Origin of the sequence: Enterobacter genomosp. O (genome assembly GCF_001022965.1) — a bacterium.
In the GTDB taxonomy this organism is placed as follows: domain Bacteria; phylum Pseudomonadota; class Gammaproteobacteria; order Enterobacterales; family Enterobacteriaceae; genus Enterobacter; species Enterobacter cloacae_L.
This window is the reverse complement of the sequence record NZ_LECZ01000027.1, coordinates 228,402-242,905: the sequence shown is the minus strand read 5'-3', so window position 1 is coordinate 242,905 and position 14,504 is coordinate 228,402. Positions and strand designations below refer to the sequence as shown.

Annotated in this window: 13 protein-coding genes and 1 pseudogene; 2 read left to right on the top strand and 12 right to left on the bottom strand. The window is 58.0% G+C overall.

Going from position 1 to position 14,504, the window contains the following annotated elements; genetic code table 11:
• Positions 1-189: 189 nt before the first annotated feature.
• Positions 190-1,875, top strand: coding sequence for an NAD-dependent malic enzyme (locus ABR39_RS20025; RefSeq protein WP_047348371.1), 1,686 nt, complete (start codon positions 190-192; stop codon positions 1,873-1,875).
• Between the two features lie 44 nt (positions 1,876-1,919).
• Here ABR39_RS20025 and ABR39_RS20020 read toward each other — a convergent pair whose 3' ends face one another.
• From ABR39_RS20020 to ABR39_RS19965, 11 genes and pseudogenes are all read right to left on the bottom strand, one after another.
• Positions 1,920-2,921, bottom strand: a complete 1,002-nt coding sequence (locus ABR39_RS20020; RefSeq protein WP_047348370.1) for a Kdo(2)-lipid IV(A) acyltransferase — start codon at positions 2,919-2,921, stop codon at positions 1,920-1,922.
• A gap of 194 nt (positions 2,922-3,115) precedes the next feature.
• Positions 3,116-3,346 (bottom strand): tautomerase PptA, encoded by a 231-nt coding sequence (gene pptA, locus ABR39_RS20015; protein WP_047348369.1) that lies wholly within the window; start codon positions 3,344-3,346, stop codon positions 3,116-3,118.
• Positions 3,347-3,383: 37 nt separating this feature from the next.
• Positions 3,384-4,001 carry a glutathione S-transferase family protein gene (locus ABR39_RS20010; RefSeq protein WP_047348368.1) on the bottom strand — a complete coding sequence of 206 codons (618 nt, stop codon included), beginning with the start codon at positions 3,999-4,001 and terminating at the stop codon, positions 3,384-3,386.
• Positions 4,002-4,048: 47 nt separating this feature from the next.
• A complete protein-coding gene (locus tag ABR39_RS20005; protein WP_047348367.1) occupies positions 4,049-4,936 on the bottom strand; it encodes a transporter substrate-binding domain-containing protein in 888 nt (295 codons plus the stop codon).
• Positions 4,937-4,945: 9 nt separating this feature from the next.
• Complete coding sequence (locus ABR39_RS20000) at positions 4,946-5,719, bottom strand: amino acid ABC transporter ATP-binding protein (RefSeq protein ID WP_047348366.1); 774 nt, start codon at positions 5,717-5,719, stop codon at positions 4,946-4,948.
• On the bottom strand, positions 5,703-6,629 hold the full coding sequence (locus ABR39_RS19995; RefSeq protein WP_047348365.1) for an amino acid ABC transporter permease: 927 nt from the start codon (positions 6,627-6,629) through the stop codon (positions 5,703-5,705). The genes ABR39_RS20000 and ABR39_RS19995 overlap by 17 nt, the downstream gene beginning before the upstream one ends.
• Before the next feature lie 9 nt (positions 6,630-6,638).
• Positions 6,639-7,148, bottom strand: a complete 510-nt coding sequence (locus ABR39_RS19990) for a GNAT family N-acetyltransferase (protein WP_047348364.1) — start codon at positions 7,146-7,148, stop codon at positions 6,639-6,641.
• Positions 7,149-7,157: 9 nt separating this feature from the next.
• Positions 7,158-9,421: pseudogene (locus ABR39_RS26285) on the bottom strand (NtaA/DmoA family FMN-dependent monooxygenase).
• 16 nt (positions 9,422-9,437) lie between these two features.
• Positions 9,438-10,559, bottom strand: coding sequence for an amidohydrolase (locus tag ABR39_RS19975; RefSeq protein WP_047348361.1), 1,122 nt, complete (start codon positions 10,557-10,559; stop codon positions 9,438-9,440).
• Positions 10,556-11,557, bottom strand: coding sequence for an LLM class flavin-dependent oxidoreductase (locus tag ABR39_RS19970; RefSeq protein WP_047348360.1), 1,002 nt, complete (start codon positions 11,555-11,557; stop codon positions 10,556-10,558). The genes ABR39_RS19975 and ABR39_RS19970 overlap by 4 nt, the downstream gene beginning before the upstream one ends.
• A 110-nt stretch (positions 11,558-11,667) precedes the next feature.
• Entirely contained in the window at positions 11,668-12,207 is a 540-nt protein-coding gene (locus ABR39_RS19965; RefSeq protein WP_047348359.1) for an AAA family ATPase, read from the bottom strand.
• Between the two features lie 341 nt (positions 12,208-12,548).
• Here ABR39_RS19965 and ABR39_RS19960 point away from each other — a divergent pair, with 341 nt between their 5' ends.
• Positions 12,549-14,084 carry a methyl-accepting chemotaxis protein gene (locus ABR39_RS19960; RefSeq protein ID WP_047348358.1) on the top strand — a complete coding sequence of 512 codons (1,536 nt, stop codon included), beginning with the start codon at positions 12,549-12,551 and terminating at the stop codon, positions 14,082-14,084.
• On the opposite strand, the gene ABR39_RS19955 is transcribed toward ABR39_RS19960, so the two are convergent.
• Entirely contained in the window at positions 14,081-14,479 is a 399-nt protein-coding gene (locus ABR39_RS19955; protein WP_047348357.1) for a (R)-mandelonitrile lyase, read from the bottom strand. The two genes, ABR39_RS19960 and ABR39_RS19955, sit on opposite strands and share 4 nt — an antisense overlap.
• Between the last annotated feature and the right edge of the window lie 25 nt (positions 14,480-14,504).

The window sequence follows — 14,504 nt, the reverse complement described above, 5'->3', positions numbered from 1 at the left end:
TAAAGTTATTCGCGGCGATCAATGCATTCCTTTTTGAAATTAATAAAACCAGAAAGAATGTGAACTTTATCACTCCTGCTCCGCTAGCCAGGCGCTAAATTACCCCACAATCAATCACACAAATACCGTGTCTTTAAAATCATTAAAGACGCTGTTTTTACTCGCCTTTTAAATAATCAGGAGTTAACCATGTCTCGCAAAGAAGTGCTGTATACGCCCTATAACGGAGCCGTACTGCTGGAGAACCCGTTATTAAATAAAGGGCTCGCCTTCATTAAAGAAGAGCGGGATAATTTTAACCTGCATGGGCTATTGCCGCACAACGTTGAAACCATTGAAGAACAAACCGAACGTGCCTGGGTGCAGTTCTGCCATTTTAAAAGCGATATTTCCCGTCATGTTTATCTGCGCAATATTCAGGATACCAATGAAACCCTCTTTTATAATCTCCTGCGTTTGCATCTGAAAGAGACGCTGCCAATTATCTATACCCCGACCGTGGGTGAAGCCTGCGAGCATTTCTCGACGATTTATCGCCGCGCGCGCGGGTTATTTATTTCATGGCCTAACCGCCATCGTATTGATGAGATGCTGCAAAGCTTCTCGCGCAACGACATTCGCGTGATTGTGGTGACGGACGGGGAGCGTATTTTAGGGCTTGGCGATCAGGGTATCGGCGGAATGGGCATCCCGATTGGCAAGCTGTCGCTGTATACCGCCTGCGGGGGGATCCATCCGGCCTATACCCTCCCGATCATGCTGGACGTCGGCACCAACAATCAGCAGCATCTGGACGACCCGATGTACATGGGCTGGCGTCATCCGCGCATCAGCGACGATCAATACGCCGAGTTTATGGATATGTTTGTCAGCACCGTCAAGGCGCGCTGGCCCAACGTTCTTCTGCAATTTGAAGACTTTGCCCAGAAAAACGCCACCAGACTGCTCCAGCGCTACCGCGACCAGCTGTGCTGCTTCAATGATGACATTCAGGGAACGGCAGCCGTTACCGCAGGTACGCTGATTGCGGCGGCCCATGCCGCGGGCACGCGCATTCGCGACCAGCGCGTGGTCTTCCTGGGCAGCGGTTCCGCCGGATGCGGTATAGCAGAAAAAATTGTGGCGCTGATGGTGGATGACGGCCTGACCGAGTCCGAAGCCCGCAGCAGGATCTTTATGGTCGATCGCTTCGGCCTGCTGACCGACGACATGACCAACCTGCTCGATTTCCAGAAAAACCTGCTCACCGCGCGCGACGCCATTAGCCGCTGGCAGGTAGAGGCGAAGAATATTTCCCTGCTGGACGTAGTGAAGAACGCGCACCCAACGGTGATGATTGGCGTTTCGGGCCAGCCGGGGCTGTTCAGCGAAGAGATTGTCAAAGAGATGCATCGCCACTGCCCGCGCCCGATTATCATGCCGCTTTCGAACCCGACGTCACGGGCGGAGGCTCAGCCGCAGGATCTTATCGCCTGGACTCAGGGCGCCGCGCTGGTGGCTACCGGCAGCCCGTTTGCCCCGGTCTTCTGGCAGGACGCGCAGTACGACATCGCCCAGTGTAACAATGCCTATATTTTCCCGGGGCTGGGATTAGGGGTTCTGGCCAGCAACGCGCGCCGGGTAACCGAAGAGATGCTGATGGCAGCAAGCCGCAGCCTGGCGGCGCAGTCTCCGCTGGTTACCACGGAAAAAGGGGGTTTGCTGCCGCCGGTTGATTGTATTGAAACGGTGTCACGCCAGATAGCCGTTGCCGTGGCACAGGCCGCAATTGCCCAGGGCGTTGCCCCGACGATAGATGATGAGACGTTGATGGCGCGCATCGAGAAGACATGGTGGCAGGCGGACTATGCGCCTTACCGCCGCTCCGCGCTGTAGGATCGGTCATGCCCTCACCGCGCGGTGAGGGCCCTGGTGCTGTTTTAGTGCTGTACGCCCGAGCGGTCGGAAAAATCGTCGACGGACAGAATATCAACCCGCGATGCCGCCGGTTTACGGCGGGCATACCGGTCAGGCTGGCCTTCAGGACGCGTTTTGAAGCGACGGTGCAGCCACATATACTGCTCTGGCGCCATCCGTACCGCGTGCTCAATCGCCCTGTTCATCTGCGTCGCCACGGATTCTTTATCTCCCCCCTGCAGCGCTTCACCAATATCCTCCAGAATAATCAGTTCGTAACCTGAGCCGTCCGCCCTGCGCCGCGGCACGAAGGGAATGACGGCAGGCCGCGCGCTTTTGACCAGCATATAGCTGCCCGCCGTCGTGGCGGCATTCGGCACCGCAAAAAACGGCACGAAGACGCTATTTGTTTTGCCATAGTCATGGTCCGGGGCGTACCACAAAATTTCATTCTGCTTCAGCGAGCGAATCATGCCTTTTAAATCATGGCGATCGAGCATGGTTTTATTGGAACGCAGGCGCCCGCGCGTCTGCAGCCAGTCCAGCAGCGCGTTATTGTTAGGACGATACACCCCAATGCCGGGGTTAAGCATGCCAAAGATCCGCGCGCCCAGCTCAAGGGTGAGGAAATGCATGCCCACGAGCACCACGCCATTGCCTTTCGCCCGCGCCTTTTCCATGTGCTCATAGCCCACCACGGTGTAGCATTTCTGCACCCGCCACGCCGGCCAGAACCATGCCATCCCGGTTTCGATGACACCCATTCCTACCGACTCAAAATTACGCTGCAGCAACGTCTCGCGTTCATTCTCATTCATCTCAGGAAAGCAAAGCTCAAGGTTGCGGCGGGCAATCTCGACGCGCCGAGGGAGCAGGCGCATCGCCAGCCGCCCCAGGCCGTGACCGATTCGGAACAGCAGCGGATAAGGCAGCAGCATGATGAGCCACAGCGCGGCAATGCCGGCCCAGCTGAGCCAGTAGCGGGGGTGAAGAAAGGCGAGGGAAAACCGCGGTAATTTTGTCATCAGAAAATTATCCTTTAACGTGTCTGTCCTTAACTGATTCTGTTGAAGATCTTTCCTAAGGATTTATGAAATGTCAGTCAGAAACGTAAAGTGTAGCGGATAAGACAAAACTCATTTTTATCGATTTTTGCGAAAAGCGGGATGACAGGCGGGGAAAGCCGGGGAAGAACGGATCCGCTCCCCGGCACAAGATCTTACATGGAGTAGCCGGGCTTCTTAATCAGCTCGTCCAGCTTCGGTCCTATTTCGGTATCCCAGACCTGCGCTTTCCAGTCCTCCTGATTCACCTGGTTCAACGCCACCGACACGGAACTGTCTTTGCTGTTGAAATGGCGAATAATCACCTCGGCAATATCCGCCGCCAGGGCGGTTTTTTGTTCGTCGTTCAAATCACGGGGAAAACATTTGATATCTACGTGTGGCATATGCAGGCTTCCAGTTGTGAGTCAGGGCTCCACGTTATCAGATAATATCGTTGGCCTTTAACACCTTGTGCAGTTCCGGCAGCTGGCATACGGTATCCGCGATGGCCGTTAGTTTCGGCGTATTGGCCGCAAACCAGGCGTGTCGGGGTCCCCAGGTGCGCACCACCGCGATATACACGTCCAGCAGCGTCAGCCGTTCACCCAGCGCAAACGGGGCCGCGCTGAGCCGATCTTCGAACCACAAATAGAGGGATTTCCGGTACTCGATGCAGTTTTTCTGCAGCTGCTCCGGCGCGTCCGGCACCCAGCGTTCGGGATAGTCGGCATACGTAAACGTGGGATAGACGTTCGCCACAAACCAGATGAGCAAACGCTGAAACTGCTGGCGTTCGGCCTGCCCTACGGGCGGGGCGAGATCGGGACACCTGTCGAGCACCATCAGGGCAATCGCCGCCGTTTCGGTCATGACGGCGCCATTTTCCAGCTCCAGCGTCGGCACCTGGCACAGCGGGTTCAGCTTGTGCAGCAGCTCACGCTGCGGACCGGGCTGGTCAAACCCGTCCACGTTGATAAATTGATAAGGGATATCAGCCAGGGTTAGCATCACTTCACTGATTGCCGAGCCCCAGCCGCGTACGCCATAGAGTTTAATCATGTTGCCCCCTGAGGGTGAGGGATGAAAACCCTAAGTGTAGAGCACCATTAGTAGGTTATCCCAGGCGGGTTGACCTCCGACTGTGCTACCGCTTCGCCCTGCTCGCCCCAGCGCGCCAGCACCTTCTGGTAATCTCCGCGCGTAATCGCACCGTTCAGCGCGGCCTGCAGCGCGTACACCAGCTCATTGCCTTTTTTGGTGGTGGTGGCGACATAGGCTTTTTTCGGCCCTAAACCGACCACGCGTGTCTTGCCGGTGAGCGCTGCTTTATAGGCCGAGACCGACTGCGGCCCGAAGAACACGTCCGCCCTGCCGGACTGAATATAGAGATTGCCCGAGGCATCGTCGTGGAGATAGACCGGCAGCGCAGGCGCCCGCCCTGCCTTTTGGTTCTCTTCGTTCCAGCCCAGCAGGATACGTTCCTGATTAGTACCAGAGCCGACAATCACCTTTTTCCCCGCCAGATCTTCCGCGTTTTTAATGGACTGCACCTCGCTGGTGGATTTCACCGAAAACGCCAGCGAATCGACGCGGTAGGTTGCAAAATCGAACTTCTCTTTACGCTGTTCGGTCACCGCAATGTTAACCAGCGCCACGTCGTAGCGCCCGGAGGCGATCCCCAGCGGCCAGTCTTCCCACGCCGTCGGCACCAGCTTCAGCTTCAGCCCCAGGCTGCCCGCCAGCAGGCGAGCGATATCCGGGTCGCTGCCAATCCGCGTCCGGTTATCGCTGGCCAGCAGCGCCAGCGGCGGGGAGTTCAGTGCCGAAATGGCGACCGTCAGCGTCCCCGGTTCAACGAACCGGTAATTCGCGGGGATCTTCGCCACCGCCTGCGGATCGACCGTCACCGGCAGCGGCTGCTCGTTGGCTTTTAAATCAATGCTGGCGTGGCTGGCGGCTGAAAAAATCAGCCCCGCCAGAAGTCCGTATTTCATTGGCGCTCCTTATAAGACTTTGGAGAGAAACTGGCGCGTTCGCGGGTGCGACGGATGATTCAGCACCTCGTCACTGCTGCCCTGCTCCACGATTTTTCCGTCGACCATAAACACCACCTGATCCGCCACCTCCCGGGCAAAGCCGATCTCGTGGGTGACCACCACCAGCGTGGTGCCGGACCGGGCCAGCTTTTTGATCACGTCCAGCACTTCCCCCACCAGCTCCGGATCCAGCGCCGAGGTGGGTTCATCAAACAGCATCACGCGCGGGCGCAGCGCCAGCGCGCGGGCAATGGCAATGCGCTGCTGCTGACCGCCGGAAAGATGGCGGGACCAGGCGTCCGCTTTATCCCGCAGCCCAACCACGTCCAGCAGGCTAAACGCCCTTTCCACCGCCTCTTTTTTGCTGAGCTTTTTATGCGCGACCGGCGCCTCTATCAGGTTTTCCAGCACCGTGAGGTGCGGAAAGAGGTTGAAGTTCTGGAACACATAGCCCACGTTGACGCGCTGCTTGAGGATCTCCTTCTCTTTCAGCTCGTAGAGCCTGTCGCCCTGACGGCGATAGCCAATGTAATCGCCGTCTATCTGGATAAAGCCTTCGTCGACGCGCTCCAGGTGGTTAATGGTGCGCAGCAGCGTCGATTTGCCCGAACCGGACGGCCCGAGGATCACCGTCACGGATCCGGGCGGGATCTCAAGCGTGACGTTGTCGAGCGCCTTATGGCGACCAAAGTACTTGCTGACGCCGGTAATCGAAATGTGTCCTTCAGGAGAGGCTTGCATGGACGGGCTCCTGTGCTGGTGCGGTGGTGACAGAACGGCTGCGACGGGTGGCGCGGTTCTGATTAACGGCAGAGCGGCGTTCGCTGCGGGCGAGCGCGCGTTCAACACCGTACTGGATAGCGGACAAGACGGTGGTAATCACCAGGTACCAGGCGGCCCCGACCATCAACAGCGGGATCACCTCCTGCGTACGGTTGTAGATCATCTGGATGGTATAAAACAGCTCCGGCATCGCCAGGACGTAGACCATCGCCGTGCCCTTGGCGAGGCTGATGATCTCATTGAATCCCGAAGGGAGAATGGTGCGCAGCGCCTGCGGCAAAATAATGCGCACCGTGCGGCGCCAGGCCGGCAGGCCGAGCGCGGCGGCCGCTTCATATTGCCCGTGGTCGACGCCGAGGAATCCGCCGCGAATGATCTCGGCGGTGTAGGCGCTCTGCACCAGGGTGAGTCCTACCACGGCGGTGGAGAACTGCCCCAGCACGTTGATGGTTTCAAAGCTGCCCCAGGTGATGCCGGTGAACGGCACGCCGAGAGAGAGCGTGTCGTAGAGATAGGAAAAGTTGTAGAGAATGATCAGCACCACGATCAGCGGCAGCGAGCGGAACAGCCAGATGTAGGCCCACGCCAGGCTGCTCAGCAGCCAGGACGAAGAGAGTCTCGCCAGGGCCAGCATGCCGCCAATCACCACGCTAAGCGCGGTGCCGATCAGCGTCAGCAGCAGGGTTTGGCCGACGCCTTCGAGGATCACCGGGTCAAAGAACCAGCGGGCGAATACCGCCCACTCCCAGCGCGGGTTAAAGGCCACGGACTGAATGACGACCGCCAGGACAAACAGCGCCACCGCGGCGCCGACGGCCCGCAGCGGATATCGCGCCGGGACCACCTTAATGGTTTCAACGTTGCTCATCGTCGTTCCTCATGCGGTTTGACTGAACGCTTCGCGTACCAGCGTTTTGGTGAATCGCAGCCGGCCGTCAAACGGCGGCTGGCTATACTCTTCCGGATCCCGGTTCAGATCGAACTGCGGCTGGTAGCCCTGGCTGATATAGAGCCTGACCGCCTCCGGCTGGCGAAAACCGGTTGTCAGGTAGATCTGGCTATACCCTGCCAGCACCGCCCTGCGCTCCAGCTCCTGCACCACGCGCCCGGCAAGTCCCTGCTGACGCAGGGATTTGTTGGTCCAGATACGTTTAATCTCTGCGGTCCGCTCGTCAAAGGGCTTGTAGGCGCCGGTGGCGATGATTTCACCATCGCGCTCCAGGACGATAAACAGCCCCTGCGGCGCCAGATACCATTCCGTCAGCTCGACTTCTGCGTCCTTAGAGAAGTAGTCCCCGTAACGAGCCGCGTATTCACCGAACAACCCCTCGATAATGGGCTGGAGTTCGGCGTTTTCCGGCGAAACATCACGAAATTGTTCGCTCATCGCGCCTCCTTAATCACCCAGGCCAGCCGGGTTCACTTCTGAACTCGGGATGCGCTCAACGCCCTCACCCCAGCGGTTCAGCACCTTGTCGTAATCGCCGCTTTTGATGGCACCGTTCAGCGCGGTTTGTACCGGCTCGACCAGGCCGCTGCCTTTTTTCAGCGTTACCGCGATGTGCGCCGCCTTCGGCCAGCCGCCGTCGACGCTGCCGACCAGCTTGGTTTTACCCGTCAGCGCGGCTTTCCACGCGCCGATCACGTTCGGACCAAAGTAGGCGTCCGCGCGCCCGGACTGCAGCGCCAGGGTTTGTGCCGCATCGTCTTTGGTGTAGATCGGGGTAAAGGGTTTCAGCCCCTTCTTCAGGTTTTCAGCATTCCATGCCAGCAGAATGGCTTCCTGATTCGTGCCGGACCCCACGATAATCCGCAGCCCGGCGATGTCTTCCGCCTTCTGAAGCGAGGTAATTGGGCTGGTGGATTTCACGTAGAACCCAAGGGAGTCCTTCCGGTAGGTGGCAAAATCAAACTTCTGTTTGCGTTCTTTGGTGACGGTAATATTGCTGATGGCCGCATCGTATTTCCCGGAGGCCACGCCCAGCGGCCAGTCTTCCCAGGAGGTCGGCACCACGTTCAGCTCCAGCCCAAGGCTGTCCGCCACCAGACGCGCAACGTCGACCTCGCTTCCCAACAGCGTTTTGTTGTCATCGGAGAAAACCGTCAGCGGCGGCGAGTTAAGCGCGGCCACCGCCACGGTAAATTTCCCCGGTACGGCAAAGCGATAGTCTTTCGGCAGCTGGGCAATGGCATCGCCGTTTTTGGCGGTGTTGATCGGCGTTTTATTGGCCTCAATGCTCACGCCGGTGCCGTTAATATTCACATTCTCTGCCCAGACGGCAGGGGTAAAGGCCAGCGCGAGCGCCAGAATAAGCGATGTTTTCTGCATAGCGGTGTTCTCTTTTATTGTTGTGTGAAGGCGTTTTTCGGCTCGTCCAGGCCTAAGCTTTCGCGCAGCGTGGTGCCCGGATAGTCGGTGCGGAACAGGCCGCGGGCCTGTAACACGGGCACCACCTGGTCAACAAAGCGCGGGAAGGTGTCCGGCGTACCGCCCTGAATGATAAAGCCGTCTGCGGCATAGCCTTCGAACCAGGCCTGCAGTCCGTCCGCAACCTCTTCTGGCGTACCGGAAAAGCGCGGGCGCGGCGAAGCGGCTTCCAGCGCCACCTGACGCAGGGTTAGGCTGCGCTCGCGGGCGTTACGCTTGATTTCATCGGTGGTGCTGCGGAAGCTGTTTTTGCCTAAGTCGCCGATATCCGGGAACGGTTCGTCGAGCGGATACTGGCTGAAATCATGATGTTCGAAATAACGCCCGAGGTAATTAAGGGCATCGTTAATCGACACCAGCGCCGCCGTGGTTTGATACTGGTTTTCCACATCGTCGGCATCGTTGCCGACAATAACGCTGACGCCCTGGAAAATATGTAAATCAGAGGCGCGGCGGCCGTGCGTTTCCAGCTGCTGCTTCACGTCGCGATAAAACGCCTTCGCTTCCTCGACGGTTTCGTGATGGGTAAAAATGGCGTCGGCATGTTTCGCCGCCAGCTTTTTCCCGTCATCCGACGCGCCGGCCTGGAAAACGATCGGACGCCCCTGCGGAGTACGGCCAATATTCAGCGGCCCGGCGACCTGGAAGAAATCACCGTGGTGATCCAGGGTGTGAAGCTTTGACGCGTCAAAGAATTGCCCGCTCTCTTTATTGCGTACGAACGCATCGCCTTCCCAGGAATCCCACAGCCCTTTCACCACGTCGAGATACTCATCGGCGATCCGGTAGCGCAGCGCGTGTTCCGGGTGCTTTTCGCGGGAAAAGTTCTTCGCCGACCCTTCCAGCGGTGAGGTTACCACGTTCCAGCCCGCGCGGCCGTTGCTCAGATGGTCGAGGCTGGCGAACTGACGCGCCGTGGTAAAGGGCTCGCTGTAGGAGGTGGATAAGGTTCCCACCAGCCCCAGGCGCGAGGTGATGCTGGCGAGCGCGGATAACACCGTCAGCGGTTCAAACCGGTTTAAAAAATGCGGGATCGACTTTTCGTTAATATAAAGGCCGTCGGCAACGAATAAGAAATCGAGTTTGCCCTCTTCCGCCTTTAACACCGTCGCTTTGACGAAATCAAAATTGATGCTGGCATCGGCGACGGCCGCCGGGTGACGCCAGGCGGACATATTCCCGGATGCACCATGCAAAATGGTCCCGAGCCGCAGTTGACGATGTGCAGACATATTCACCTCTTCTGAATTAAACGTGTTGCAGGGCTTTTTCCGCAAGCTGTGCAAAATAGCGGGCAGCGGGCTCAATTAATGCTTCGTCCGGGTTAAACGCCGGGTGGTGTAAACCAAACGGGCTGTTGCTGCCAATGCTGACAAACGCGCCGGGAATGGACTGCAAATAGACCGCGAAATCTTCCCCGCCCATGTGCAGCTCCGCGTGCCGGGTTTCATAACCGGCTTCCCGGGCAACCGAGGTGGCGAAGTCTGCCCAGCGTTCGTCATTGACCAGCGCGGTGGGCCCGGCATACCAGGTGATATCGATCTGCGCGCTAAAGGCGCTGGCAAACCCGGCGGCAATTTCGCCCACGCGGGCCTTCACGTTCTGCTGCACTTCCGTGCGATGGGTGCGCAGCGTGCCTTCCAGCTCGACGCTTTCCGGCAGCACGTTCCAGGTGTTGCCGCCGGCGATGCGCGTGACGCTCAGCACTACCGAATCCAGCGTATTGACGTTGCGGCTGGCAACGCTTTGCAGCGCCGTCACCAGCTGGCTCGCCAGCACGATAGCGTCGTTGCCTTCGTGCGGACGTGCGGCGTGCGCGCCCTTGCCGGTAATGCGGATCACGAAGCGGTCGACGTTGGCATAGAACGGCCCGCCGCGGGTGGCGAACTCGCCGACCGGCAGTCCGGGCTCGTTATGCATACCGAAAATCGCGCTCACGTCGCGCAGGGCACCGGCCCGCACCATGCTCTTCGCACCGCCAAAGTTCTCTTCCGCGGGCTGGAACAGAATACGCACCCGGCCGTTAAGCGAGGCCTCCCGCTCTTTCAGCTTTAGCGCCGCGCCGAGGATCACGCTGGTGTGGATATCATGTCCGCAGGCGTGCATGACGCCAGCGTGCTGAGAGCTAAACGGCACGCCGCTGCGCTCTTCAATCGGCAGGGCATCGATATCTGCCCGCAGCGCAATCAGCCTGCTGCCGGTGCCGATTTCCGCCACCAGCCCGGTCGGCAGTTCGTAAGGCAGCGGCGCAATGCCCGCGTTTGTCAGCCACTGGCGCAGGCGCGCGGTGGTTTCCACTTCCTGGCCCGACAGCTCCGGGTTTTGGTGCAGCTCGCGCCGCCAGGCAATCAGCTGTTCGCCAAAGCTCATACGGTAACCTCCCTGTTAAGACGCGCCTCGGCCAGCAGGCGCAGGGACGCCACGCGCGTGGCGCCATTTGCAATCGGGGTATCAATAATAAATTCGTCAATGCCCCACGTTTCATGGAGGGCGTTCAGGTGTTCGAGCACGAATTCCGCCGTACCCGCCAGCAGAGATTGCGCCCGACGCGCAATGCGCACCGGTTCACTTCCCGCCTGGCGCGCAAACGCGTAAGCCTGCTCTTCGCTGGCGACGGTGACGCGCTGTCCGTTGGCCAGCTCAACGCCCCACACTTCCACCTTCTGCGCCAGCGCTTCCGCTTCGGCCTGCGTCGACGCGACAATCGCCTGCACCGCCACAATCGCCTCGCGAGTGCTGTTTTCACGCCAGGTGGCGATTACCTCACGCAGCAGGTCCGGATCGCCGTTCAGGTGCGCGGCGAAGACAAAGTGCCAGTCAAGCCGGGCGGCCAGCAGCGCGCTTTCGGTGCTCGCCCCCAGCAGGAAACCCTGCGCGGGAGACGGCGGCAGCGGCGTGGCAAGAACGGCTTCTTCTGTTGACTGATGTTCAGGACGGATCCAGCGATCGAGCTGGGCCAGCTGTTCGGCAAAGCTGCCCTTTTCCTGTTGATTCAGACCCTGCTGCAGCGCGCGGGTCGAGAGCGGCAAGCCGCCGGGGGCTTTTCCGACGCCGAGATCCACGCGGCCCGGCGCCAGCGCGGCAAGAACGTTGAAATTCTCGGCAACTTTATATGGGCTGTAGTGCTGAAGCATCACGCCGCCGGAGCCGACGCGAATCCGCGCGGTTTGCCCGAGGATCCAGGCAATCAGCAGCTCCGGCGAGGGGCTGGCAAGCTGTGGGGTATTGTGGTGTTCGGCAATCCAGAAGCGGTGATAGCCCAGATTTTCTGCCTGCTGCGCCAGCGCAAGGGTACGCGCCAGTGCATCGGCAGCCGTTTCATTTTCAGCGATGGGGCTTTTATCCAGAATGCTGATTCGCCATGACATGTTGCGTTCTCGTTTGACTTAACATGTCGACATTATTAAAGGCGCATTTCACCACTGAGAAACAATTAATTTACATTTGGTTTGCCGGAAATCAGATATATAAAACCATGCTAAGAATAAGCCTTTAGGGAGGCAATCAGCGTTTCCGCCTGCTCGCGACGGGTAATGCGGACAAAGCGAATGTGCGCGTAGCGCGGATCTTGCAGATCGGCTGCATAACGCGTGCGGTTGTTGCGCCAGGTTTTCATCGTCCAGATGATAATGGACTCTCTGCTGAAGAACGCGCGCCGAAAACTCTCTTTGTTCCCCGTGCCGGGCCAGAGTTCGTGCTTGTGCCAGGCCCGTTTGATGGCCCTGATGACGGCCTGCCAGAGTGTGCGGACAAACCCGTAATCTACCCACACCACAACGTCGACGTTACGCCATTTAATGGGCCGAGTGCGGTTATAGTTACCGTCAAGCACCCAGTCTGGCGACGCCCGTAGCGCCTGCTCCAGCTTTTCCTCAAAGAGATCGTCCGGGCTTCCCTGCCAGTCAGGGAGCCAGTAGAGCCTGTCCATCTCGATATAGGGAATCGCCAGTTCGGCCGCTATCTGCTTCGCCAGGGTGCTTTTTCCACTCCCGCTGGTTCCGATGACGTTAATTTTCACTTAAGCCTCACCCCGTTAACGAAAACTGACTAAATAATAACGTTTTCATCCTGTTAACGAAACGCTATTTCAGCAGGACAATTTTCCCTGGGAGGCGATCTCCCTCTTTCAGTTTGGCTTAGGTCATTTATTTACAGCGGTTCAAAAAAACGCGCCTGGAGATATTTTCATTTTTATTACATTCGATGGAATTAACCCTATAAAAATAATTAACGGGGCTATTTCGAATAATATTAATTTCAGAGAGAATAGACGGTGGACAGTTATAAAAATAATTACATTAATCTTACCTGAGCGTTTTCCGGGTGTTTTTATTCTTGCACATTATTATGGAGTTCCTCATGAGGCGTAACACTCCCGTTACACAAAACGAGTATTTGCTTAACGATGGTTCAACGCTAATGTCGACCACCGATACAGAAAGTCATATTACCTATGCCAATTCCGCTTTTATTGAAGCCAGCGGATATAAAGAAGAACATCTTCTGGGTGAACCGCATAACCTCATCCGCCATCCTGACATGCCTGCCGGGGCGTTCGGCGACATGTGGTTTACCCTGCAGCAGGGTGAGACCTGGACGGGGATGGTGAAGAATCGTCGTCAGAATGGCGACCATTACTGGGTGCGGGCAAACGTGACCCCGGTCTGGCAGGATGAAACCCTCACGGGCTATATTTCCGTGCGGAATATTCCCTCCCGGGAAGAGATTGCGGCCAGTGAAAAACTGTATGCGAAAGTGCGTAATAATGAATTAAAACATCATCGTTTTTATAAAGGGCTGTTAATTCGGCGCGGTTTATTTTCCTTTATGTCACTCTTTAAACGTCTCAGCACCGGCAAACGAATCTACCTCGGTATTGCAGTAACTGCGTTACTCTCCTGCCTGGCGATATATTTATTCCCTGATAGTCGCGTTCAGGCCGGAAGTCTGGTGCTGCTGTTTATTGCCCTCGCCTGTTATCTACACGCGCAGATCGCCCGGCCATTAAAATCCATCGTGCAACAGATGCAGCGCGTGGTTTCAGGGCGTAAAACGGCCTATTACCATTTTGACAGGATCGATGACATCGGGCTGATGATGCGCCTGGTGAATCAGTCCGGTTTAAACCTGAATTCGCTGGTAGACGACGTCGGGGCGCAAATCAGCGGGATTGGCACCATCAGCCAGCAGGTCGCGAAAGAAGGTGCAGCGCTGCAGACGCGCTCCGAAGAGAGCGCAGACTTTCTGCAGCAAACCGCTTCTGCGGTGGAAGAGATCGCCAGCGCGGTGAAGCAGACGGCGGAAACCGCGAAAGAGGCCACGGAGATGGCGGATCGCACCCGCGCCAGCGCCCGCTGCGGTGAAGCGATGATGAAAGAAACCATCGGCATGATGCAGTCCGTGTCGCAGGATAACAGCCAGATTGTCGATATCATCAGCGTTATCGATCGTATTGCCTTCCAGACCAATATTCTTGCGCTGAATGCTGCCGTTGAAGCGGCGCGCGCCGGTGAGGCCGGCCGCGGGTTTGCCGTGGTGGCGGCGGAGGTGCGCAATCTAGCGCAGCACTCGGCGACCGCGGCGAAAGAGATCAAAGCGCTGATTGAGAAAAACGTTGCCAGCGTCAACGCGGGCGTGGAGAAAGTGGAACAGACCGAAACGCAGCTGACGGTGATGATCGAAAACGTTCTGCAGGTCTCCTCCCTTATTAAGGAGATCGGTCACGCCACGCAGGAGCAAACCCAGGCGCTAACGCTCATCAACGCGTCCATCTCCCGTATCGGCGCCATGACCCACACCAATACGGGGATGGTGGATAACGTCACCCACGCCGCGAATCAGCTGACGGAGCGCACGACGCGCCTTAAGCAGGCGATTGCCGTGTTTGGCGGTTAGCCGTTCGGGTACTGCTCGTCGGTGACTTTTTCCAGCCACGCTACCGGGCTGCCGTTTTCCGATTCGGCGATGGCGATGTGCGTCATCGCCGTTTGCGCGCTTGCCCCGTGCCAGTGCTTCACGCCGGGTGGGATCCAGGCGATATCGCCCTGGTTCAGCACTTCCGCCGCTTTGCCCCACTCCTGTAGCCAGCCGCGCCCCTGCGTCACAATCAGCGTTTGCCCCAGGGGATGCGTATGCCACGCCGTTCTCGCGCCAGGCTCAAAGGTCACGGTTGCCCCGCCGACGCGGGCAGGTTCGGTCGCCTGAAAGGGCGCGTCAATGCGGACGGTGCCGGTGAACCAGGCTTCCGGCCCCTGTGCTGAAGGTAATGAACCGCTGCGGATAATTTTCATCTTGTGCTCCTCGTTGTCTGTTGCG